Origin of the sequence: Aeromicrobium sp. Leaf291 (assembly GCF_001423365.1) — a bacterium.
In the GTDB taxonomy this organism is placed as follows: Bacteria; Actinomycetota; Actinomycetes; order Propionibacteriales; family Nocardioidaceae; genus Aeromicrobium.
Window position 1 is genome coordinate 744,959 of sequence record NZ_LMNM01000002.1, and the last position, 22,515, is coordinate 767,473.

At 68.3% G+C, this 22,515-nt stretch carries 19 protein-coding genes and 1 pseudogene; 12 read left to right on the plus strand and 8 right to left on the minus strand.

From position 1 onward, the window contains the following. Window positions 1-64 precede the first annotated feature (64 nt). Entirely contained in the window at window positions 65-2,419 is a 2,355-nt protein-coding gene (locus tag ASF35_RS13205) for an excinuclease ABC subunit UvrA (protein WP_055968277.1), read from the plus strand. Then, complete coding sequence (locus ASF35_RS13210) at window positions 2,412-3,365, plus strand: DMT family transporter (protein ID WP_055968279.1); 954 nt, start codon at window positions 2,412-2,414, stop codon at window positions 3,363-3,365. The genes ASF35_RS13205 and ASF35_RS13210 overlap by 8 nt, the downstream gene beginning before the upstream one ends. Here the strand turns inward: ASF35_RS13210 and ASF35_RS18455 are convergent. Continuing rightward, complete coding sequence (locus ASF35_RS18455; RefSeq protein WP_055968281.1) at window positions 3,349-5,109, minus strand: GNAT family N-acetyltransferase; 1,761 nt, start codon at window positions 5,107-5,109, stop codon at window positions 3,349-3,351. The genes ASF35_RS13210 and ASF35_RS18455 overlap by 17 nt on opposite strands. A 143-nt stretch (window positions 5,110-5,252) precedes the next feature. Between ASF35_RS18455 and ASF35_RS13220 the strand changes: the two genes are divergently transcribed. Next, entirely contained in the window at window positions 5,253-6,056 is an 804-nt protein-coding gene (locus ASF35_RS13220) for an alpha/beta fold hydrolase (RefSeq protein WP_055968282.1), read from the plus strand. Window positions 6,057-6,239: 183 nt separating this feature from the next. Next, entirely contained in the window at window positions 6,240-6,548 is a 309-nt protein-coding gene (locus ASF35_RS18100; protein WP_156368041.1) for a hypothetical protein, read from the plus strand. A 33-nt stretch (window positions 6,549-6,581) separates the two neighbouring features. Here ASF35_RS18100 and ASF35_RS13225 read toward each other — a convergent pair. Then, window positions 6,582-7,088, minus strand: a pseudogene (locus ASF35_RS13225) (hypothetical protein); the annotation flags it as partial. Window positions 7,089-7,384: 296 nt separating this feature from the next. On the opposite strand from ASF35_RS13225, the gene ASF35_RS13230 reads away from it, so the two are divergent. After that, window positions 7,385-8,053: a TetR/AcrR family transcriptional regulator gene (locus tag ASF35_RS13230; RefSeq protein WP_055968287.1), complete on the plus strand. Its 669-nt coding sequence runs from the start codon at window positions 7,385-7,387 to the stop codon at window positions 8,051-8,053. 27 nt (window positions 8,054-8,080) lie between these two features. On the opposite strand, the gene ASF35_RS13235 is transcribed toward ASF35_RS13230, so the two are convergent. Beyond that, window positions 8,081-9,088: an AraC family transcriptional regulator gene (locus ASF35_RS13235; RefSeq protein WP_055968289.1), complete on the minus strand. Its 1,008-nt coding sequence runs from the start codon at window positions 9,086-9,088 to the stop codon at window positions 8,081-8,083. Between the two features lie 131 nt (window positions 9,089-9,219). Between ASF35_RS13235 and ASF35_RS13240 the strand changes: the two genes are divergently transcribed. The 3 genes from ASF35_RS13240 to ASF35_RS13250 are packed head-to-tail and all read left to right on the plus strand — an operon-like array spanning window position 9,220 to window position 12,153. Next, entirely contained in the window at window positions 9,220-9,540 is a 321-nt protein-coding gene (locus tag ASF35_RS13240) for a 2Fe-2S iron-sulfur cluster-binding protein (RefSeq protein ID WP_055968291.1), read from the plus strand. A gap of 25 nt (window positions 9,541-9,565) precedes the next feature. Further along, a complete protein-coding gene (locus ASF35_RS13245; protein WP_055968293.1) occupies window positions 9,566-10,954 on the plus strand; it encodes a cytochrome P450 in 1,389 nt (462 codons plus the stop codon). Then, a complete protein-coding gene (locus tag ASF35_RS13250) occupies window positions 10,951-12,153 on the plus strand; it encodes an NAD(P)/FAD-dependent oxidoreductase (RefSeq protein ID WP_055968294.1) in 1,203 nt (400 codons plus the stop codon). Before ASF35_RS13245 ends, ASF35_RS13250 begins: the two co-directional genes overlap by 4 nt. A gap of 44 nt (window positions 12,154-12,197) precedes the next feature. On the opposite strand, the gene ASF35_RS13255 is transcribed toward ASF35_RS13250, so the two are convergent. The 4 genes from ASF35_RS13255 to ASF35_RS13270 form a co-directional block, all read right to left on the minus strand. Then, a complete protein-coding gene (locus ASF35_RS13255; RefSeq protein WP_255354069.1) occupies window positions 12,198-12,815 on the minus strand; it encodes a 1-acyl-sn-glycerol-3-phosphate acyltransferase in 618 nt (205 codons plus the stop codon). A 94-nt stretch (window positions 12,816-12,909) separates the two neighbouring features. Then, window positions 12,910-13,365, minus strand: a complete 456-nt coding sequence (locus tag ASF35_RS13260) for a PaaI family thioesterase (protein ID WP_055968624.1) — start codon at window positions 13,363-13,365, stop codon at window positions 12,910-12,912. Window positions 13,366-13,502: 137 nt separating this feature from the next. Beyond that, the gene (locus ASF35_RS13265) at window positions 13,503-14,570 is read right to left on the minus strand and encodes a BtrH N-terminal domain-containing protein (protein ID WP_055968297.1); all 1,068 of its coding nucleotides are present in this window, start codon (window positions 14,568-14,570) and stop codon (window positions 13,503-13,505) included. A gap of 188 nt (window positions 14,571-14,758) precedes the next feature. Beyond that, on the minus strand, window positions 14,759-15,484 hold the full coding sequence (locus tag ASF35_RS13270; RefSeq protein WP_055968299.1) for a transglutaminase family protein: 726 nt from the start codon (window positions 15,482-15,484) through the stop codon (window positions 14,759-14,761). 1,977 nt (window positions 15,485-17,461) lie between these two features. Between ASF35_RS13270 and ASF35_RS13275 the strand changes: the two genes are divergently transcribed. After that, on the plus strand, window positions 17,462-18,193 hold the full coding sequence (locus tag ASF35_RS13275) for a hypothetical protein (protein ID WP_055968301.1): 732 nt from the start codon (window positions 17,462-17,464) through the stop codon (window positions 18,191-18,193). Window positions 18,194-18,422: 229 nt separating this feature from the next. Further along, window positions 18,423-19,694 carry an HNH endonuclease signature motif containing protein gene (locus ASF35_RS13280; protein WP_055968303.1) on the plus strand — a complete coding sequence of 424 codons (1,272 nt, stop codon included), beginning with the start codon at window positions 18,423-18,425 and terminating at the stop codon, window positions 19,692-19,694. 20 nt (window positions 19,695-19,714) lie between these two features. Here ASF35_RS13280 and ASF35_RS13285 read toward each other — a convergent pair whose 3' ends face one another. Next, window positions 19,715-19,990: a hypothetical protein gene (locus ASF35_RS13285; RefSeq protein ID WP_156364793.1), complete on the minus strand. Its 276-nt coding sequence runs from the start codon at window positions 19,988-19,990 to the stop codon at window positions 19,715-19,717. Window positions 19,991-20,229: 239 nt separating this feature from the next. On the opposite strand from ASF35_RS13285, the gene ASF35_RS13290 reads away from it, so the two are divergent. Both ASF35_RS13290 and glpK read left to right on the plus strand, forming a co-directional pair. Next, entirely contained in the window at window positions 20,230-20,952 is a 723-nt protein-coding gene (locus ASF35_RS13290; RefSeq protein ID WP_255353967.1) for an MIP/aquaporin family protein, read from the plus strand. 37 nt (window positions 20,953-20,989) lie between these two features. Further along, window positions 20,990-22,510, plus strand: coding sequence for a glycerol kinase GlpK (glpK, locus tag ASF35_RS13295; RefSeq protein WP_055968307.1), 1,521 nt, complete (start codon window positions 20,990-20,992; stop codon window positions 22,508-22,510). Window positions 22,511-22,515: the final 5 nt, after the last annotated feature.

The following is a 22,515-nucleotide window of genomic DNA, read 5'->3' on the forward strand; positions in this document are numbered from 1 at the left end:
GCCACGGCTCCGATGCTGGGCGCGGACGGCAACCGGCGGTCCCGCGGATCGCTAGCCTGGGCCCATGGCCCACACCGCCGACACCCATGACGTCATCCGCGTGCAGGGCGCCCGCGAGAACAACCTCCAGGACGTGAGCGTCGACCTGCCCAAGCGTCGGCTCACCGTGTTCACGGGGGTGTCGGGCTCGGGCAAGAGCTCGCTCGTGTTCGGCACGATCGCCGCGGAGTCCCAGCGCCTCATCAACGAGACCTACAGCGCGTTCCTGCAGGGCTTCATGCCGTCGCTCGCGCGGCCCGAGGTGGACCACCTCGAGGGGCTCACGACGGCGATCATCGTCGACCAGGAACGCATGGGCGCCAACCCGCGATCCACCGTCGGCACCGCCACCGACGCCAACGCGATGCTGCGGATCCTGTTCAGCCGCCTCGGCGACCCCTTCGTCGGCCCGCCGACCGCCTTCGCGTTCAACGTGCCCACCCGCACCGCCAGCGGCGTCATGCAGACCGAGAAGGGCGGCCGGGTCGAGAAGCGCGTGGCGCGCAAGGAGGTCTACCTCGGCGGCATGTGCCCACGCTGCGAGGGGATGGGGTCGGTCAACGACTTCGACCTCACGGCCATCTACGACGCCGGCAAGACCCTCGCCGACGGCGCGCTGCTCGTCCCGGGCTACAGCATGGACGGCTGGTACGGCCGCATCTTCGCCGGCGCCGGCCTGCCGATGGACACGCCCGTGGGGGAGTTCACCCAGGACCAGCTGCAGACGCTCCTGCACGGCGAGCCCACCAAGATCAAGGTCGACGGGGTGAACCTCACCTACGAGGGCGTCCTGACCAAGGTCAAGAAGTCGATGCTGAGCAAGGACCTCGAGGCCATGCAGCCGCACGTGCGTCGGTTCGTGGAGCGTGCGGTCACGTTCACGACCTGCCCCGACTGCGACGGCACCCGCCTCACGCCCGAGGCGCTCTCGTCCCGCATCCGGGGCAGGAACATCGCCGACCTCTGCTCCATGCAGGTCAGCGACCTGGCCGAGTGGCTGCGCGAGCTCGACGAGCCGTCGGTCGCACCGCTGCTCAAGGGCCTGCAGCACCTGCTCGACTCCTTCACCGACATCGGCCTGGGCTACCTCTCGCTGGAGCGCCCCGCCGGGACGCTGTCGGGCGGCGAGGCGCAGCGGACCAAGATGATCCGGCACCTCGGGTCGTCGCTGACCGACGTCACCTACGTCTTCGACGAGCCCACCATCGGCCTGCACCCCCACGACATCGAGCGGATGAACCGGCTGCTCGTGCAGCTGCGCGACAAGGGCAACACCGTGCTCGTCGTCGAGCACAAGCCCGAGACGATCGCCATCGCCGACCACGTCGTCGACCTCGGACCCGGAGCCGGCTCCGGCGGAGGGACCATCTGCTTCGAGGGCGACGTCGCCGGACTGCGGGCCAGCGACACCGTGACGGGTCACCACCTCGACGACCGCACCCGGGTCAAGGACACCGTCCGCCGGCCCTCCGGCCACCTGGAGATCCGCGGCGCCGACACCCACAACCTGCAGGGCGTCGACGTCGACGTGCCACTGGGCGTGCTCTGCGCGGTGACCGGCGTGGCCGGCTCGGGCAAGAGCTCGCTCGTGCACGGCTCGATCGCAGGGCGTGACGGGGTCGTCGTCATCGACCAGGGCGCCATCAAGGGGTCCCGACGCAGCAACCCCGCCACCTACACGGGCCTGCTCGAGCCGATCCGCAAGGCGTTCGCCAAGGCCAACGGGGTGAAGCCGGCGCTGTTCAGCGCCAACTCCGAGGGCGGCTGCCCCACGTGCAACGGCGCCGGCGTGATCATCACCGAGCTGGGCGTCATGGCGACCGTCGAGTCGCCGTGCGAGGAGTGCGGCGGCCGTCGGTTCCGCGCGGAGGTGCTCGAGCACACCCTCGGGGGCAAGGACATCGCCGAGGTGCACGAGATGTCGATCATCGAGGCGGAGGCGTTCTTCGCCGAGGGGGAGGGGCGCGTCCCCGCTGCCCAGAAGATCCTCGCGCGCCTCGTCGACGTGGGCCTGGGCTACCTGACGCTCGGGCAGCCGCTCTCCACCCTCTCCGGCGGTGAGCGCCAGCGGCTGAAGCTGGCCGCGCAGATGTCGGACGCCGGCGAGGTGTACGTGCTCGACGAGCCCACCACCGGCCTGCACCTCGCCGACGTCGAGAACCTGCTCGGGCTGCTCGACCGGCTCGTCGACGACGGTCGCTCGGTCGTCGTGATCGAGCACCACCAGGCCGTGATGGCCCACGCCGACTGGATCATCGACCTCGGTCCGGGCGCGGGCCACGAGGGCGGCCGCGTGGTCTTCGAGGGAACCCCGGCCGAGCTGGTCGCCGCCCGCGCCGGTCTCACCGGGGAGCACCTGGCCGGCTACGTCGATGCCTGACGGCGCACCCCGAGGGCGGGCCGTCGGCGCGATCGTCCTCGCCGCGCTGTGCTTCGCGACCACCGGGACCGCGCAGGAGCTGGCTGACGTGGCCGGGTCGCCCGTCGCCGTGGGGCTGGCCCGCATCGCCCTGGGCGGCACCCTCCTGGCCCTGGGAGCGACGTGGCTGTCCCGGGGCCGGGCGACCGGCGTCGCTCCACCGTCTCCCGCCGGCGCGAGGATGCCCGCCTGGGTGGTCGTCGCCGTCGGCGCCGGAGGAGTCGTGGCCTACCAGCCCACGTTCTTCGAGGGCACGGCCCGCAACGGCGTCGCCGTGGGCACCGTCGTGGCGCTCGGGTCCGCACCGGTCGTGACGGGCGCGCTCGAGGCGGTGCTGCGCCGTCGCGTGCCCGGCGTCCGGTGGGGCGTGGCGACGACCCTCGGCATCGTGGGCGTGGTGCTGGTGTCGGGCCTCGCGTCGGGGTCGGCGGTCGCGGGCTCCGCGGTGGGGTGGTCCGTCGGAGCCGGCGCCTCCTACGCGCTGTACACGCTCGCGGCGAAGGAGCTGCTCGGCCGCGGCTGGTCGTCGGGCCGGACCATGGGGGTCCTGTTCGGCACGGCCGGCGTCGTCAGCCTCCCCGCCCTCGTGCTGCTGGCCGGTCCATGGCTCTGGAGCGGGCCCGGGCTCCTGCTGGTGCTGTGGCTCGGCGTGGTCACCACCGCGGTCGCGTACCTGCTGTTCGGCTGGGGGCTGGCACGCCTGCCCGCCGCCGACGTCGCCACGCTGACGCTCGCCGAGCCGCTCTGCGCCACGGTGCTGGGTGTCGTCGTGCTGGGGGAGCGGGTCGGCGCCGTCGCGGGCCTCGGCCTCGTCGTGCTGGCGTGCGGCCTCGCGGTGCTCGCCACGGCACGCACCGACCCGTCACGCCCCACCCGGGGCCGGTCCGGTCTCAGAGCGGACGCTTGAGCCCCAGGTGGCTCGCCTCGTATCCGAGGCGCTCGTAGAACCGGCGGGCGTCGACGCGCGACGTGTCGGTCGTCAGCTGGCTCAGCACGGCACCGCGGGCACGTCCGTGCTCGTGCGCCCACTCCAGCAGGGCACCACCGAGCCCTCGGCCGCGCCACGCTGACGCCACCCGCACGGCCTCGATCTGCAGCCGTGTGGCGCCGCCCCGTGACAGCCCGGGGATGACGGTCAGCTGCGCGGTGGCCGCCACCGTGTCGCCGTCGCGCACGACCACGAGCAGCTGGGACGGATCGCGCACCAGGGCGTCGTAGGCGTCCTCGTAGGCGGTCGCGTCGGCCAGCTCGCGTGTCGCGCCGATCGGGTCGTCCGCGAGCAGCGCGAGGATCGCCGGCACGTCGTGCCGCTCGGCCCGTCCCACCTGGAGCAGCGCACCGTCGACCTCCAGCGTCGCCCCGGCGTCGCGCGCAGCGCGGCGGATCTCGTCGACGACCTCGTCCAGCCACCCTCCGACGCTCCTCCGCGCCTGCTCGGTGTCGGGGTAGCGGCACCGCAGGTGCATCCCCGCCTCGTCGAGCACGAACCAGACCATGACGCCGTCGGTGCGCCCGGCCGCGCTCACGTACTGGGCCTCGAGCCCCACGTGGTCGACGTGCACCGGCAGCCGCCGCAGGTCCAGCCACGAGATCGCGAACATCCCCGGCGACTGCGGCATGCCGCCCCAAGGCGCGAACACGTCCTCGAGCGGCCACGAACCGAGTCCGATGGCCTCCTTCACGGCCGCGGCGCACGCCACGGGGTCGGCGTCGGGGGAGTCGAGGACGGCGTTGGTGATGAACCACCCGACCGAGTCGTGCCACGTGTCCTCGTACCGGCTGTGGACCGGGAACACGGCGCGCAGGGGAGCGTCGGCCAGGTCGCGGGTGACCTGGGTCAGGGCCGAGGTCACGAGCGCGAGCGTCGACACGGTGCGGGCGCGCGCCCCTCGCGACAGCCAGGCGAGGGCGTCGACGTCGAGCACGTCGCGCAGCTCGACCCGCTCGGGAACCGGTCGCTCCACGTCGCCCAGCGGGAGCGGGAAGCGCGGCATGGTGTCGCCGCACGCCTCGATGACCTCGTTCCAGCGCTCGCGCACCGACTGCGGTGCGCGCTCACGCTCGACGAGCGCGGCGGTGTGGTCGGCGAACGGTCGCGCCGGAGCCGCGTCGTCGAGGGTTCCGGCGAGCGCGCGCTGCAGGTCCCGCACGACGACCAGCAACGACCACATGTCGACGTGTGCGTGGTCCGCGGCGACCACGACGGTGGGCCGGTCGTGCGACTCGACCACGCACAGCCGGTGCGAGGGCGACGAGAACGGCGTGCAGTGCTCGTCGAGCACCCCACGGATCGCGTCGCTGAGCCGCGTGCCGGGACCCACCGGGTGCTCCCGCCACCGCCCGGGACCCAGCTCGACCTCGTGCAGCGTGGGCCCGGTGTCGGGCCCGTCGGAGGGGGCGGGGGAGAAGACCGTGCGGAGCGTGCCGTGGCGCCGGACCACCGACAGCCAGGCCGCCGCCAGCGTGTCGCGGTCCACGTCGGGCGGGCGGAAGGTGATCGCCATCCACGACCCGGCACGGTCGCCCAGGCCCACGTGGCGAGCCTGGTCGAACGAGATCGGCAGCTGCTCGCCGACGGGTCCGACGTCGAGGTCGTAGCCCACGATGCGACCGAACGGCAGCCGGAGGTGGGCCACATGGGTCAGCCGCATGCGGCTCACTCTAGGCCGATCGAGCCACCGGTCAGGGCAGGCACGTGTCGGCTCGGTCACACGTGGGGTCGCGCCGGCGCTCCGAGCGTCCCGGTCGTCGTAGCCTGGGCCGTCAGGGGAGCCGAGCACGAGGAGCAGCCACCGTGTCGTCGTTCGCGGTACCAGGGGCCACGCTCGACTTCGACGTGACCGGTGCGGACGGGCCTGCGGTGGTGGCGCTGCACGGCCTCACGTCGAGCCGGCACCGCGAGGCGGCCCTGGGGCTCGACGTCGCCGGTGGGCTCGAGGGCGTGCGACTCCTTCGCTACGACGCCCGTGGGCACGGTCGGTCCACCGGGCGCGACCGCATCGGCGACTACTGCTGGCCGCAGCTGGCCGACGACCTCCACCTGCTCGTCGAACACGTGTTCGGTGGGGAAGTGGTGCACGGGATCGGGGCCTCCATGGGCACGGGGACGCTCCTGCACGCCGCCCTCGGCGACCCGGCCAGGTTCGCGACCCTCACGCTGTTGATCCCGCCGACCGGCTGGCGGACCCGCGCGTCGAAGGCGTCGGAGTACGAGTGGGCGGCGCGGCTCGTCGAGTCCAGCGGCGTGGCGGCCTGGATGGCCGCCGGCGCAGGCGCTCCGCAGCCTCCGGCGACCCGAGGACGTCCTGACACCCTGCCCGACGTGCCACCGAGCCTGCTCCCGACGGTGCTGCGCGGAGCGGCGTCGTCGGACCTGCCGTCCAGGTCGTCCCTGACGACGCTGGACGTCCCGACACTGGTGCTGGCGTGGACGGCCGACCCGGCGCACCCGCTGGAGACCGCCGACGAGCTAGGCGCCGTCCTGCCGCACTGTCGCAGCGTCGTTGCGGAGGATCCGGACGACGTGCGCCGGTGGGTGAACGAGCTGGCCGACCACGTCGGCGCAGTGGCCCCGACAGGCCACTCTCGCCCAGTCTGACAATGCTCCGATAATGCACATTATGTCAAGTAGTGGACATCGTGGCACGCCTCACGGCGCCCAGTGCTGTCAGTTGTCAGGAAAGGTGTCATTTTGCCAAGTTGGTTGTCATCTTTTGCCAACTAGTTGTCATGTGCGATTCGCTCTGAGCGTCGACGGCTGATCTCGATCAAGGATCTCGGCATGTCGAGAACATTCCGCACCGACGCTCAGCTGGCCTTGGACGTCGCGGCGCACACCGCCCGCCAGAACGCCGATCGCGGCGCGTGGTCCGATCCCCGAGCCGACGCACACATGCCCGATCCCGCGTTCCCAGATCCGGACAATCCGGTCCTGGACTACTTGGTCCGGACGGCCGAGGCATCCCTACGTCGCGGCGAGAACATTCAACTCACCCTGGTCCACCTGGCTGTGCACGCTTGGTTTGAAGGCGGTGTCGCAGGATACGACCGAGGACGCGGCGACACGGCGCACGACCCAGATAGCGCTTGACGTGGGACCGCCGCTCCCCCATCAAACCCGCCGCTATGGTTGAACCAACGACTCTCGACAGTTCTGTCTTCGACCTTTGCCCCGCATATGACGTGCCGACGATGTGGTGGAACAGCACGCCAGTGCGTGCCAGGCGCACAGGCCCTCGATCCCGACCTGCGCCGCGGTGTACCGCTCGAGCCAGTCGCGAGCCTCGTCGACGCCGGCGGTCTGGGGCACAAGCTGGATCGGCGGCCGCACATCGGCCAAAAGCTCCTTGAGCACGTGCCGGCGATCGCGCAGGATGTGCGCGCGCCGGTCGACGCCATCGCTCTGCAGGACGTCGAACGCCATGAACGTCGCTGGCGGCCGAGACCCGACACGACGGGTGGCGCCGCGTGAGGCGAGCTGGCGCTGCAGCTCGCCGAAGTCGAGCGCCCCATCACCCCACACGACGAGTTCACCGTCCAGGACCGTGCCGGCCGGCAACATCGCGGCCGCCGCGTCCGCGACGTCGGGGAAGCCGCTCGTAATGTCGTGACCGCGTCGCGACTGAATCCGGCACCGCCCGCCCGGGTACCTATCCGGTGTCGGTCGTGGCGCCGCGCTCGGTGGTCGTCTCGGGGTTCAACAGCGCAGCCTCGGGGCGGCGCTCACCCAAGTCCGTAATCGGTCCTTTGCGGCGTTCGGCACCGAAGGGAGTCGGTAACCCGCGCCAGAACCGTTCGAGGTTTCAGGGGCCGAAAGTTTCGGCGCTAGGTTTTCGGACACACCAGTGTCTTCGAATGACCATCGATGCATCGCTAGTTTCCGCTCGAGTCACTGTCGACGGATGAACAATCGCCTAGGATTTGTCCATGCCCACGCCGCTTCGGGAGTCGTACCGAGCCCATCTGCGGAGACGTGCTTTGGAGGCGGCGTACGTCGAGACCGTGGCAAAGGGCTGGGACAAGGTCCGGGTGGGACACATTGCGATCCTGATCGGTGCCCCGCGCGCCATGTTGTACAAGGAGTTCGGCGACAAGCAGGCGCTGGGTGAAGCGCTGGTCCTTCACGAGGCCGACCGTTTCCTTGCGGGGATCAAGAATCTTCTGGCGTCGTACCCGACCGACGCCGCGGGCGGCATCCAGGCGGCGGTTCAGTACACCTTGACCGAGGCGGAGAGGAGCCCGTTGTTGCGGGCAGTCCTCGTCTCACACCGCGATCCGGCGCTGGAGACCAGCGCTCTCGACGCCCGCAAGGGCATGCTGCCCCTCATCACGACCTCAGGGCGTCTGCTCGACGTCGCAAGCGATGCCCTGGCGGCTTGGATGCATCAGCAGTTTCCTCAGCTTGACGTCGTCGACGTCCAGAACGCGACCGACGCCCTCGTCCGACTTGCCGTCAGCCACCTCGCCCTCCCGGGCGCGGATGCCGAGGCCACGGGCCAGCAGATCTCCGAGGTGGCACTTCGGTACCTCGGACTGCGTCGATCGGAGCCCGCCGACGCGCCCCGACGTGTCGACCCCACCGTCACCGTCCGCTGACCAGACATATCCGGCAGGGCCCGGGTATCACCGAACTCCCTGCTCGCGCTGGAACTGACGCGGAGACTTCCCGGTCCATCGCTTGAACGCGTGCGAAAAGTTGGCAAGGTCGCTGTAGCCAAGGTCGCTGGCAATCTCGCTCACCGTCGCCGTTCGCTCCAGCAGACGCAGTACCGCCCGCTCTCGCAGGGAGGTCTCGCGCAGCTCACGGAAGGTGGTTCCCTCACCGGCAAGTCGCCGCTTGAAAGTGCTGGCCGACATCGACAGCTCATCGGCGACCGATCGGCTGCTTCTCAGGACGTCGCCCTCATCCACCAGAAGCCTCACGGTCCGTGAGAACGACAGAGGCCCATTCCGGAGCTCGAGAGCCTTCTCGAGCTCGGCGATCGCGTGCCGGTAGGCGATCGGATCGGAGAACCGACAAACCTCGCTCAGGGTCTCAGCAGGTACCCGGAGGAATGAGATCGGGGCATCGAAAGCCAGCTGGCCACTCAGCACATCCGGATGACCGGCCAGGTCTGCAGGCGCCGACCAAGCCAGGTGCAGCGTGACGGCCGACATGTCACCGACGAGCAGCTTCAGCAGTCGCACGAGTGCCGATCCGCAATAAGTGATCACCAACCGATCCAGGTCCGGATCACCGGTATGTCCGGTGAAACCGACGGTCAGACCGTGATCGGAGTGATGCAGCTGAGGACTGAGAGCGGTCGAAATCAACGGCAGGTAGGTCAGCAGCTCCACGATCTCCGCGACCGAGCCTGCACTGACCAACGGCAGGCTCAGTGGCCCGAAGGTGGTCAATTGAGCCTGCGCTGCGCACGCACGTCCGAGATGGGTGGCTTGGGCGGAGTCAAGTGCCGGATACACCTCTCGAAACCAGCGCAGCGGCGCCTGGACATCGCGTTCGACCATCGTCGACTCGCTGACTCCCTCGCGAGCCATTACGCGGCGAAACCGCGCGACGGCGTCCGGCTCCAGCGCTTCGCCCGCGAGCAGCTGCACGAATGCAAGCGGCGGCACGCACGGCTCGACCATGTTCACCCTCTCGTCTCTTCGTGAGCCGAAATCACAAGGTATTGACTTCGGTGACCATAGCCACCGCTGTCGGACCCGGCAACACTCTTATGAAGTTCATCACGCCCGGGACAGTTCTTCAGGAGACTCACATGGCAGTTGTCACCTTCGTGTCGCACGACGGCGAGAAGTACGAAGCCCCGCTGGAGGAGGGCCAGTCGTTGATGCAGGTCGCGGTCAACGAGGCAATCCCGGGCATCGACGGGGACTGCGGCGGAGAGGCTGCCTGCGGGACCTGTCACGTGGTCGTCGACCCCCAGTGGTCCGAGCAGGTCGGCCTGTCCGGAGCTGAAGAAGAAGCAATGCTCGCGATGAACCCCGAGCGGCAGCCGACTTCCCGGCTCGCGTGCCAGATGTCGGTCTGCCCCTCGTGGGACGGCTTGACCGTCAAACTGCCCGAATTTCAGCTGTGACGACGAGAGAGACGGAAGCCACGCCATGAAGATCTCAGAAGCCATCTCCACCAGGGTCCAGTCGACCATCCCGGTCGACCGCCAGATCCAGGGTGCGCACCTCTACGACAAGACCCGCCGTTGGGTGACCGGCACGAACGGCCAGAAGATGTTCGTCGAGGAGCCGATCCCCCCGGTGGAGGACGTGGAGCTGACCGACATCGACGTCAGCAACCCGTTCATGTACCGCCAGGGACGCTGGCTCTCCTACTTCGAGCGGCTGCGCAAGGAGGCTCCGGTTCACTACCAGGCGAACAGCCCGTTCGGACCGTTCTGGTCCGTCACCCGCCACGCCGACATCGTGGCTGTCGACAAGAACCACGACGCCTTCTCCGCCGAGCCGTTCATCATCATCGGCACGCCGCCGCGTTTTCTCGACGTCGAGATGTTCATCGCGATGGACCCTCCCCGACACGACCTCCAGCGAGCAGCTGTCCAAGGTGTCGTCGCCCCGAAGAATCTTCGCGAGATGGAGGGGCTCATCCGATCACGCGTCCAGGAGGTCCTTGACGAGTTGCCCGTGGACCAACCGTTCGACTGGGTCAGCAACGTCTCGGTCGAGCTCACCGCGCGGATGCTTGCCACGCTGCTGGACTTTCCCTACGAGCAGCGCCACAAGCTGGTCGAATGGTCAGACCTCGCGTCCTCGATGGAGCAGGCCAACGGTGGCCCCTCCGACAACGACAAGGTGTTTCGCGGCATGCGGGACGCGGCGCTCGGTTTGAGCGCCCTCTGGCGCGACAAGGCCGCGCGGACTGCCGCTGGCGAAGCTCCCGGCTTCGACCTGATCACGATGCTGCAGAGCAACGAGGACACCAAGGACCTGATCGATCGCCCAATGGAATTCCTTGGCAACCTCACGCTGCTGATCGTCGGCGGCAACGACACCACCCGGAACTCGATGAGCGGAGGAGTCCTGGCGCTCAACCGATTCCCCGACCAGTTCGAGAAGCTGAAGGCGAATCCCGACCTGATTCCCAACATGGTCTCGGAGATCATCCGCTGGCAGACCCCGCTCGCGTACATGCGCCGTATCGCCAAGAAGGACGTCGTGCTCAACGGCCAGTTCATCCGCAAGGGCGACAAGGTCGTCATGTGGTACGCCTCCGGAAACCGCGACGAGGCGCTGTTCGACCGCGCCGACGACCTGATCATCGACCGAGCCAACGCGCGCAACCACATCTCGTTCGGCTTCGGCGTCCACCGCTGCATGGGGAACCGGTTGGCCGAGCTGCAGCTGAAGATCCTCTGGGAGGAGCTGCTGCCGCGCTTCGAGAACATCCAGGTCGTCGGCGAACCGGAATATGTGCAGTCGAACTTCGTGCGAGGCATCAGCAAGCTGATGGTCCAGCTCACACCGAAGACCAGCACATGACACTGCCCCGAGCGGTGATCGTCGGGGCGAGCCACGCCGGAGCACAGCTCGCGGCCAGTCTGCGCCAGGAGAAGTGGGACGGAGAGATCATCCTCATCGGCAACGAGTCGGCGTTGCCCTACCAACGACCCCCATTGTCGAAGGCCTACCTCTCCGGCAGGAGCACGCTCGAAGACCTAGCGATCCGAAGCTCCGAGTTCTACGCCAAGCAGGACATCAAGCTGATGGACGTCACGGTCGAGGCGATCGACCGTTCGGCGGGACAGCTTGGGCTGAGCAACGGGCAGACCCTGACCTTCGACAAGCTCGCGCTGTGCCTCGGCGCTCGCGCCCGGCGACTTCCGGCGCCAGGGGCCGATCTGGCGGGAGTCTTCTACCTGCGCACAGCCGCCGATGTCGAACTGATCCGGGACGCCGCCACCACTGCCCGTCGCGCAGTCATCGTCGGAGGCGGCTACATCGGACTCGAGACGGCCGCCTCGCTTCGGACCCTCGGTCTGGAGGTGACCGTCTTGGAGGCCACCGAGCGGGTCCTCGAGCGCGTCACGGCGCCCGCAGTCTCGGCGTTCTTCGATCGCATCCACCGCGAAGAGGGGGTCACCATCCGGACCGGAGCTCTCGTCCACGCACTCGCCGGCGACGTCCAGGTCCGCGAGGTGGTCCTGTCCACGGGCGAATCGATCCCCGCCGACCTGGTCATCGTCGGAATCGGTGTCGAACCGAACGTCGAGCTTGCCGCAGCAGCAGGCCTGACCGTGGACAACGGCATCCTGATCGACTCGCAAGCACGCACGAGCGATCCGGACATCGTGGCCGCTGGCGACTGCGCCAGCGGCGACATTGCCCGATACGGCCGCCGGATTCGTCTGGAGTCAGTGTCGAGCGCGGGCGAGCAGGCCAAGGTGGCCGCGGCGACGATGTGCGGCAAATCCAAGGAGATCGCCGCTCTGCCATGGTTCTGGTCGGATCAGTACGATCTCAAGCTCCAGATCGCCGGCCTCAACACTGGGTATGACGAGGTGATCCTGAGCGGCGACCCGGCGTGCGACCGCGACTTCGCCTGCTTCTACCTGCGCGAGGGCGAGCTCATCGCCGCCGACTGCGTCAACCGGCCGCGCGACTTCATGTTCAGCAAACGAGCCATCACTCAGCGAACTCCCGTGCATCGGGAGGAGCTCCTCGGCCTGTCCGTCGGTTGAGGTGGCGCCCCGACGTTCAGCGGCCAGACGCCCGCCAAAGGGCTTCACACGGGGCGCCGACCTCGCACGAGATCCTCGATCATGGTCGTCAGGATGTTCGTCAAGCGGCGGGTCCCGATTTGCACGACTTCCGGCCCGGATCCGCGCCTGCGAAGGTTGTCCAACCCCAGAGGCTGACCGACGTCGATCGTGACCACGGGCCGCTTGAAAAGCCGCGGCCGTCGACTGTATGCCGGGAGGACTTGCTGAGCTCCGAGCTGCGCCACCGGAATCAGCGGTGCACCTGACTCGAGCGCGAGTCGCACGGCTCCCGACTTCAGCCCCATCAGACGGCCGTCGTTGTTCTTGGTGATCGACCCCTCCGGGTACACCACGACGAGAGTGCCCGCGCGAAGCGCCTCCAGGGCGGCATCGAATCCGCCGCGACCATGGTCGCGGTCTACCTGGACGTGCCCGGCGGCTCGGAACCACCGACCCACGATCGCGCTGTCGAACAAGCTGCTCTTGGCCAGGAAAGCCGGAGTCCGTCCCGTGGCGAGCACCGCTTCAGCCACGAGCAACGGATCGAGTTCCGAGACGTGATTGACGGCGAGCACCACGCCTCCCTCTTGGGGGATGTTGTCGAGGCCGCGCCAGTCCCGACGACGCACCACCAGTAGCACGGGCTTACAGACCAGGAACGCGGTCCACCACGCTGCACCCCACCGCGGAGGGAACCGTGGACCGAACGATCGAGTCACCACAGCCCGGCCGGCGTTAATCGACTTCTCCGTCAGGCCGCTGCCCGCCTGAGGCGAAGTGACCAGCACCGACCACCACGAAGGTCGCCGTGGCCGAACCCGCCATACGTCCAACGTTGTCCCACGCTTCAGCGTGCAGGAGAAGCCGTCGACCGTTCCGCTCTCTCAACTGCGCGCGGAACGTGTACGGGTGGTGGAGACGGAAAGGCGCCTGGTACTCGACCGTGATGCTGCGGGTGACTGCAAGTGCACCGACGGTGTAGAGGGTGAAGCCGAACAGGTCGTCGAAAGCGAGCGCGACAGCGCCTCCGTGGGCGATGCCAGGTGCACCGACGTGAGCGTCAGAAAAGCTGTGGACCGCCTCAACCCCGTCCGCCGTGCGCACCACCTGCAGGCCGAGACCTGCAGGATTGGCTGGTCCGCACCCGACGCATTCCTGCGAATGAGGAGGCAGCGTCTGGCCGATAGCCACGGCCTCCTGAGCTGCGAGATGGGATGTCCACTGCGCGAAGAGCTCCGCGTCCGCTCTTCGGATCTCAGCGTCGCTACTCAGGGTCGGGTCACTGCCACCAGGGCGCCGCACGTCCATCTCGCCTGTCACCTCAACACTCAACGATCCGCAGCCGCCAAGGATTCGGCGGCCGCTTCCAGTGACTCGACCACCTTCGCCTCGAGGTCGGGCAAGGCGCTGGCTGCCTCGGCGACCGCCTCGGCGCGAGCTCGGGTGTCGACGTCGCGCTGCACTGCGGCGCGCGCAGTCTGCGTCCACGCCTGCGCGCACCGGCTGGCCGCTTCGGCAAGGTCAGCGGTTGCAGCGTCTCCGGTCAATCGGGCGACGTCCTCACAACCGTCGGCGAGCAAGCGGCGGAACAGTCCGCCCCCGGTCCCGGCCTTCTCGACGAACGCGCTCAGGCTGAACAGCAGCACCTCGAGCTCGTCGGCCGGAAGGTCGACCCAGGTCTGCACATCGGAGGCCAGCAGCGCCACCCCGGCGAGGCCTTCGGCGCCGTGGCCTGCCGCCGCGAGATCGATGATCCCCGGACCCGACGGGTGGCTCATCCGCGATGCGGACTGCTGGAACGCTTCGGCCGCGACCTCCGAAAGCTCGGGCAGCACTTCAGGCCAAGTGATCCGGTACGTGCAGTGGCGCGTCGGCTCAGGGAAGGACTTCGACGACCGCGCACGCGCCAGGGCCTCGAGTGGGACTTCTTGAACGTCGGCCCGGTCGTTGTCCACCACATACGCCACGCGCTGGCGTTCGTCGTAGCCGATCACCACGATGTCGTGACGGCTCATCTGGAGCTTGACCCGCAGGTACGGGAGCTCGGCGATGTCACCCCAGACAAGACTGGGACGGCCGGCGTCGACCTCGTCGCGGACCCACGTCCATCCCTCCTCGGGATCGTCCGTCGTCAGGACCTTGACCTTCCCTCCCAGGCGCACGGGGAGATCGACCTCGAAGTCTGAGCCCCGACCCACCAGGTAGACCGGAGGCATCAGGCCACTCGATCGCACGTACGACAAACCCAGAGCACCGCCGAGCGCAAAGACCAGGCCCTCGCGTGGCGGGCCCTCCCATCCCAGCCCGTTCCAGTGCAGCAGGTCGCGCAGAGCACCAGAGCCACAGTGGCCGCCCATCTGGTGGGGGTAGTCCTGGATGAGCGCGGTGTCTGACATGTGACGTCCTTTGGCAGATCTCGGTAGGTCAGGGGCAGAAGGAGGCGGCTCAGGCTTCGCGGCGAAGAGGTGCCGCGGGCCTCACATTCAGCTGAGCCGCGGACTGGGCATGACGGATGGGGTGGCGGGGTCCTTGCGCCGAGTGACCCGGCGGCGGTCGTGGCCGAGCAACCCGGCAGCGGTCGTGCTCATCGGCGATCTGCCGGCGAGTCAAGAGGACGTGAACTGTCATCGGACGACGCGCTCGTGGCTGGAGGATCGGTGAACTCATCCGTCACGCGCTCCGCGGAGGCGACCATCAGCGACCCGTAGGAACGACGAAGCTCCGTCAGGATGTCGGTCAGCGGCAGGTCGTCGAAGACGCCGCGATCCTGGACGTACTCCATGTGCTGGGTTCCATCGGCAGTGAAGGCGTGCATCAGCGCGTCGTGCTCGCCGTCGAACTCGACCGGGGGAACTCCGAATCGGGCGCACAGCTCGGTGTTGAACGCCGGCGTCGCCTTGACCCACCTGCCGTCGATGAACAGTGAACTGTAACCGTGATAGACGAACAAGTCCGACCCGCTCATGAGGCTGCGCAGCGAGTCAGTCTGCAGATGATTACGGACGTCGGCGAAGCCAAGCCGAGCCGGGATCCCGGCGGCCCGGCACACCGCGGTCAGCAGCACCGCCTTCGGAACGCAATAGGCACGCCCTGCTTCTAGGACGAAGCTCGCTCGGTAGTGAGCAGGGTCTTCCGACGCCGAGTAGGGGTCGTACCAAATCTGATCGCGGACTGCGGTGAAGAGGCGAACCGACTTCTCACGGTCGGTTCTCGCGCCCTCGATCGAAGCTGCAGTGAACTCGCGGACAGCTGCGTGCTCAATATCGAGGAACTCCGTCGCGTCGAGAAAGGCTGCCGGCGACTGACTCATCTGTGTTCCGCACTGCTCATGGGCCCGACGGCCGTGACGGATGAGTACGTGACCGAGGCCAGGTCATCGTCGCGCAAGCCTCGTCGACGGACAGGAGCAACGCGAACGCCGCTCACCGACGGGAGGCTCGGCATCAGGTGTCCTTTCGCCGCGGTCCAGGTCGCTGCTGCCACTCGCCCCCGGACGTCTAGCTTCCGAGAGGACAGGTCGCACCAACACGAGATTGGGTTTGACAGTGCGATGCCCAGTTGTCTGCACATCAGCACACCCTTGCCATGGTGTGACAACTTACAGTTTTTGTCAACGAAGCGACATAGCTTTGATTCTGTTCCGGTCGCAGCGGCCCGCGCCAGCGCTCCGCACAACGCGAACCGCCGCGCGTACGGCCCGCTCTCCTCTCCGCGCATGTCGGAAGACCGCGCTCGCGTCACGCTCTGGGGCAGGGCGCGTCGCAAACGGCCATGCGATCGATCGTTTCATCGGCGTCAAGGGCATCGAGTAAGCGGTGCCCCCTGCTGGGACTAGCGCGCAGCGACGCCCAGGAGCCATCGCGAGGGCTCAGGACGCGAACTATGCCGCCAAACGCGGCACCAGTCACCGGGTCCTTCATCTGCTAGACCTGACCGTTATTGAGTTGCAGATGTTGGAGGCTCGCGTCGGTGCCATCGTTGAAGCCGTAATCGCGGGCCGACAAGTCGAAGACGACCGCATCGAACTCAAGGCCCTATGGCCATCCGCTAATCATGATGTTGCTCGCCGTATCGCCGGCCACGCGAACGCTGCTGGCGGTGAATCGATTCTCTGGGTCATCGGCCTCGACGAGCGTCGTCGGCGCATCGGAAGTACCTCGGGCGTCGAACCGGCGAACTGGTGGAATGCGGTTCGAAAGCACTTTGACGGTCCATCTCCCGAGCCGACGTGGTTGCGGGTACTGGTGTCTGGCAACGCCGACGTGATGGCTCTCCAGTTCACTACCGAACGCGCTCCCTATGTTGTGAATGTCGCCAAGCCGGGGCAGGTTCATCGAGAGGTCCCGTGGCGTTCGAGTACTTCAATTCGCACAGCCTTTCGCCACGAGATGATCAGGTCTCTCGTCGGCGAGGCATCCGTGCCCGCACTGGAACTCATTGGCGCGACTGTCGAGATCGAGAGCTATGTGGGGCGCTACGGGGGCTTTGGAGATCCGAACGGGTACGAGCTCGGCAGACTCCGGGCTCGCACTGCGCTGGATATGCACCTTTCGGCAAGGGCACCCGCCCACATGCCGCAACACCGCCAGATACTTGCTGTTCGCACGAAAGCGGGCGGTCCGGTCGATCTGGGTCCATTCAATCTGCAGGGGTCCTACCGCTTTGAGGGATCTTCGGCCAGCGGACAGATGCGGCGGGTACCGGACGGTGGCGTACGGATACTCGGACGGAGCAGTGTCGCAGTCAGCGGTCCGGGAGAACTCCGTCTTCGCGGGGAACACGTACTTGACCCCGGTGAGGGGGACCCTCTCCTTCGAGCACGGAAGATCGATCTCAATCTTCAGCTTCCTATCGACGCCAGTGCCCGAGCATCTCGGCTAGACAGCCGCCTGTCCGTCGAACCGCCTCGCGAGTTCAGCGAACGCGACATTCCCGACCAGCATGACGAGTGGCACCTCGCTAGGCGATTCACGGTTGGATCAGCGCCTCAATGGTGGTCGTAACCCAACCCTCCGTCTGGACGCGCCCAGACGCGACAAATTAAGTGACAAACTTGACCCAGACCCGCTGGTCCAGCGATCCGTGACAACCAATCTGACAATCGCGGAGTCGGGGTCTAGACGTCACTGCGGGGAACTCGGACGACAGAACCCTGGCAAAAGTGACAACCCATCTGTCAACTGTCAAGTGCGCTCCTCCACTCCCGGGCGCACCCGAACCACCCAGCGAAGCCGTGCTCGCTCCGTCCAGGCGAGCCGAGGGACGATCCGGCCTCTAGAGTCGCACGATGTTCAGGACAACGATCACCGTCGCGTTGCTGTCGCTCGCCCTCGCCGGCTGCACCGGGTCGAACGACCCGAGTGAGAGCTCCACCAACCAGCCCGCAGACGATGCGGTCGACCTGCGGTTCGCCTACTCCGGCGTCTCCGACGAGGGAACGATCGACCAGACGCTCACGATCACCAACACGTCCAGGACCCTCTCCGCAGCTCCGACCCTGTCCTTCGTGGCACTTGACTCGGACTCGGAGCCGATGACCGATGTCTCGGTGACCACGGTGTTCGGAAGCGATCGAGGTCTGGTCGTCGCGCCGGCGAACTACGAGGTGCTCGACATCCTGCGTTTCGAGGGCCCCGGGTCCGGCGACGTGGAGGACGTCGAGGTCACGGTCGAAGGGATGCGCACCGCCGAGGACGCCGGGACGGCCTATCCCGAGGTCGACTTCCTGGATGCCCAGGGAGAGCCGGTCGACCGTCCGTACGAGGCTCGCACGGCCAGGGTGAGCAATCCCGGCAGAAGCGACTACGTGGTCCGCCTCGTGGGGATCACCTGGAACCGCCCCGCCGAGGGGGAGTCGCAACAAGCTCTCACGGTCTCCCCTGTCGGCGAGCCGACACGTCTAGCGGCTCGCAGCGAGGCCGACGTGCGTCTCGCACCGACGGACGTGGCGACGTACGACAGCGTGAAGGTCTTCATCGCCGTGGAGCAGCGCGCCTCGACCTCGGCCGAGGACGCCTGAGTCGACTCCCGCGGCGACGACACCCGACGCCTCGTCTCCCCCGCGCTCGTGGCGATCCTGCGCCGCTATCCCCCGGCGCCGACGGGTCGCACTCCGGTCGCCCGACTCATGACCCGCCTCGACGTGAGCCTGAGAAGCGCGGACGGGTAGCTTCACTCCCCCCGATGCTTTTGGCACCGAGGCGAACGCGGCGAAACTCGGTGTCGGACGTCGAATCTATGTTCGTTACATGACCTCGACGGACTCTCTCCTCGGCCTCGCGACGGATGCGTCGCGGGTGCTGTGGCGGGCCGAGGCTGCGCAGGCTGCGACGGTGCTGGCGTTCGTGGAGGGTCGTCGGTCCGACGCGGTCGCGGCCGGGCGGAGCGCTGCTTCGGCCGAGGACGCCCGCCAGGTCGCGATCCTGGAGGTCGCGGTCGAGCTCGAGGTCGCGTCGGGATTCGTCGCGCACCTGGTCGCGACGACCAGGACCCTCACGGCGGACCTGCCGACGGTGTGGGCCGCCCACAGCGACGGTGAGCTCGATCGGGCGAAGGCCCGCGCGATCGCCTCGGCCCGGTGGCGCCTGCACGAGGTCGCGTCGGTGGAGCTGCTCGACGAGTCCGTGGTCCCCTACGCCACGACCCACACGCTGTCCCAGCTCAAGGGCTGGCTGCGCCGGTTCGTGGCACGGGTCGAGGCCGAGAACGTTGCACGGCGCCGCCGCGAGGCGACCGCCCAGCGCCACGTGACCATCACGGCGATGGACGACGGGATGAGCCTGCTCCAGGCGTTCATCCCGACCCACGACGCCCTGCTGATCGAGCGCAAGCTGTCCCTGGCCGCCAAAGCGCAACGTGCCGACGACCCCGACGACGACCGACGGTTGTCCCAGGCCCGCGCCGACGTCCTGACCGACCGGCTCCTGGGTCGCACCGCGGACGCCCCCGGCCGGGGCCGGTTCCACGTCGGGATCACCGTCTCCCTGGCCACCCTGCTGGGCCTGGACGACGAACCCGCCGTCACCGGCGACGGCCAGCACGCCATCGACCCCACACTGGTCCGCGAGCTCGCCACGCAGCCCGGCACGCTGTTCAGTCGCCTCCTGACCGACGAGGCCGGCGGCATCCTCGACGTCACCGAGCTCGGCCGCTTCCCCACCGCCCCACTCCGCCGCGCCCTCGAGCTCGTCGACGGCGTCTGCGACATCCCCACCTGCGACAAACCAGCAGAAGCGTGCGACCTCGACCACCAGCAACCCTTCGACCCCGACCACCCAGACCGCGGACCCACCACCGCAGGCAACCTCCACCCACGATGTCGCCCCCACCACGGACTCAAGACCCGCGGAGCACTCCCCGTCGACCACGACGAGGACGGCACCACCCGATGGCACCTGCCCACACGCGCCGTGCCCGGACGCACCGCCTTCACCCGCGCCTGGACGAGGAGGACCGAACCCGTCGTCGTGCTCGCCGAGCACTACCCAGCCACGGGGGCCTTCGAGTACGTCGCCGCCTGACGAGGCGTCTACAGCCGACGTCAGCGCCGATGCCGACCGACGCCGCGCCGCGCCTCGGGACGTGCCGGAGGACCCTCCCCCGGCGACGCCGCGTCCACGACTGCTGGGTGAGCCGTCAGCACGTGGTGCCGAAGGACCGCGACGTCGCTCTCGTCGCACTCCAGGCGCAGCACCAGGACGCCCTCGTCACCCTCGAGCCAGCACAGCTCGACCTCGGGGGCCCGCACGAGCAGTCGCGTCGACACGCACAGGCTCGCCCCGGAGTCCGCAGGCATGTCGAAGGTCAGGACGGGCACGACGACCTCCTCGCGACCCCCGATCGATGTCATCACCCCCAACGAGCGCGCAACCCCGGAGGTCACGACCCGACGGCTCGACTCCCTGACCTGGAACATCCTCCCGGTCCCGGCGACGCCGCACCCACACCGCGATGTGACGGGGGTCACGATAGGCTCGACCCACACCGACCGAGGCGTCTCGGGGGACGTCCGCACCGAGCGGGCTACGAGTCTGTCGGGTCGGCCGGGGGGACCACGTGCTCACAGACATCTTCCTGCCCGAGGTCATGGGCACCGCCACGCTCCTGCTGCTCGGCTGCGGCGTCGTCGCGAACGTCGCGCTGGCCAAGACGAACGGCAACGCCGGCGGCTTCCTGATGGTCAGCTTCGGCTGGGGCCTGGCGGTGTTCGCCGGCGTCTACGTCGCCTACAAGTCCGGCGCGCACATCAACCCCGCCGTGACACTGGGTCTCGTCGCGTCCGGCGACGACCTCGGCGGCAACACCGCCGTCAAGGTGCTGGTGTACCTCGCCGCCCAGCTGCTCGGCGCCTTCCTCGGCGCCACGCTGTGCTGGCTGGCCTACCGCGACCAGTTCGACGCCCCGGAGAGCGATCCGGACGACAAGCTCGGCGTCTTCTGCACCGCACCGCAGATCGCGCGCACGTCCTCCAACCTCATCACCGAGATCATCGGCACCTTCGTCCTCGTGTTCGTGATCATCGCGTTCGGCAAGACACCCACCGAGCTCGGCCCCCTGGCCGTCGCGCTGCTCGTCGTCAGCATCGGCGCCAGCCTCGGCGGTCCCACGGGCTACGCCATCAACCCGGCGCGCGACCTGGGCCCGCGCATCGCCCACTTCGTCCTGCCGATCAAGGACAAGCGCGACAGCAACTGGTCCTACTCCTGGATCCCTGTCGTCGGACCCGCCATCGGTGGCATCCTCGGAGGCCTCCTGGCCGCCGCCGCGAACTACGTCTGACCCGCACCCCGACCCCACACAGAATCGAGATTCGAGCATGGCCGACAACACGTACGTCCTCGCCATCGACCAGGGCACCACCTCGACCCGCGCGATGATCTTCGACCACGCAGGATCGGTGGTGGCCGTCGACCAGGTCGAGCACGAGCAGATCTTCCCGCGAGCCGGGTGGGTCGAGCACGACGCGCTCGAGATCTGGACCAACACGCGCGACGTCATCGGCGGCGCCCTGGCCAAGGCGAACTTCAACAGCAAGAACATCGCCGCGGTCGGCATCACCAACCAGCGCGAGACCGCCCTCGTGTGGGACAAGTCCAACGGACAGCCGATCTACAACGCGATCGTCTGGCAGGACACCCGCACCCAGAAGATCGTCGACGGCCTGGCCGCCGACGGCGGGCTCGACCGCTACAAGGAGACGGTCGGGCTGCCCCTGGCCACCTACTTCTCCGGGCCCAAGGTGCGATGGATCCTCGACCACGTCGAGGGTGCCCAGGAGCGCGCCGAGGCCGGCGAGCTGCTGTTCGGCAACATGGACACCTGGGTGCTGTGGAATCTCACGGGCGGTGCGGACAACGACGGCGTCCACGTCACCGACGTCACCAACGCGAGCCGCACCCTGCTGATGGACCTCGAGACCCTGGAGTGGGACGAGAGCATCGCCGCCGACATGAACATCCCGCTGTCGATGCTGCCGGAGATCAGGTCGAGCTCGGAGGTGTACGGCGAGTGCAAGCCCGGCATCCTCAACGGCACCCCGGTGGCCGGCATCCTCGGCGACCAGCAGGCCGCGACCTTCGGGCAGGCCTGCCTGGAGAAGGGCGAGGCCAAGAACACCTACGGCACCGGCAACTTCATGCTGCTCAACACCGGCACCGAGGCCGTCCCGTCGGAGAACGGGCTGCTCACCACCGTCTGCTACAAGATCGGCGACGAGCCCACGGTGTACGCGCTCGAGGGCTCCATCGCGGTCACCGGGTCCCTCGTGCAGTGGGTCCGCGACAACCTCGGCCTCATCGGCAGCGCCCCCGAGATCGAGGACCTCGCGAAGCAGGTCGACGACAACGGCGGGGCGTACTTCGTGCCGGCGTTCTCGGGCCTGTTCGCCCCGCACTGGCGCCCCGACGCACGCGGCGCCCTGGTGGGCCTGACGCGCTACGTGAACCGGGGCCACATCGCCCGGGCGGTGCTGGAGTCCACGGCGTACCAGACGCGCGAGGTGCTGGACGCCATGAATGCCGACTCCGGCGTCCCGCTCACCGAGCTGCGCGTCGACGGCGGCATGGTCGTCAACGAGACCCTCATGCAGTTCCAGGCCGACATCCTCGGCGTCGACGTCGTCCGCCCGAAGGTCGCCGAGACCACCGCGCTCGGCGCTGCGTACGCCGCCGGTCTGGCCGTCGGCTACTGGGAGAACGAGGACGACATCCGCACCAACTGGGGCGAGGACAAGCGGTGGACGCCGCAGATGCCCGAGGACGAGCGCGAGAAGTACTACCGCAGCTGGAAGAAGGCCGTCACCAAGACCCTCGACTGGGTCGACGACGACGTCGACTGAGGATC

Coding starts and splice junctions, on each gene's coding strand:
- ASF35_RS13205 (WP_055968277.1), top strand. CDS start 65: ATGGCCCACACCGCCGACACCCATGACGTCATCCGCGTGCAGGGCGCC.
- ASF35_RS13210 (WP_055968279.1), top strand. CDS start 2,412: ATGCCTGACGGCGCACCCCGAGGGCGGGCCGTCGGCGCGATCGTCCTC.
- ASF35_RS18455 (WP_055968281.1), bottom strand. CDS start 5,109: ATGCGGCTGACCCATGTGGCCCACCTCCGGCTGCCGTTCGGTCGCATC.
- ASF35_RS18100 (WP_156368041.1), top strand. CDS start 6,240: ATGTCGAGAACATTCCGCACCGACGCTCAGCTGGCCTTGGACGTCGCG.
- ASF35_RS13230 (WP_055968287.1), top strand. CDS start 7,385: ATGCCCACGCCGCTTCGGGAGTCGTACCGAGCCCATCTGCGGAGACGT.
- ASF35_RS13235 (WP_055968289.1), bottom strand. CDS start 9,088: ATGGTCGAGCCGTGCGTGCCGCCGCTTGCATTCGTGCAGCTGCTCGCG.
- ASF35_RS13240 (WP_055968291.1), top strand. CDS start 9,220: ATGGCAGTTGTCACCTTCGTGTCGCACGACGGCGAGAAGTACGAAGCC.
- ASF35_RS13245 (WP_055968293.1), top strand. CDS start 9,566: ATGAAGATCTCAGAAGCCATCTCCACCAGGGTCCAGTCGACCATCCCG.
- ASF35_RS13250 (WP_055968294.1), top strand. CDS start 10,951: ATGACACTGCCCCGAGCGGTGATCGTCGGGGCGAGCCACGCCGGAGCA.
- ASF35_RS13265 (WP_055968297.1), bottom strand. CDS start 14,570: ATGTCAGACACCGCGCTCATCCAGGACTACCCCCACCAGATGGGCGGC.
- ASF35_RS13270 (WP_055968299.1), bottom strand. CDS start 15,484: ATGAGTCAGTCGCCGGCAGCCTTTCTCGACGCGACGGAGTTCCTCGAT.
- ASF35_RS13275 (WP_055968301.1), top strand. CDS start 17,462: ATGTTCAGGACAACGATCACCGTCGCGTTGCTGTCGCTCGCCCTCGCC.
- ASF35_RS13280 (WP_055968303.1), top strand. CDS start 18,423: ATGACCTCGACGGACTCTCTCCTCGGCCTCGCGACGGATGCGTCGCGG.
- glpK (WP_055968307.1), top strand. CDS start 20,990: ATGGCCGACAACACGTACGTCCTCGCCATCGACCAGGGCACCACCTCG.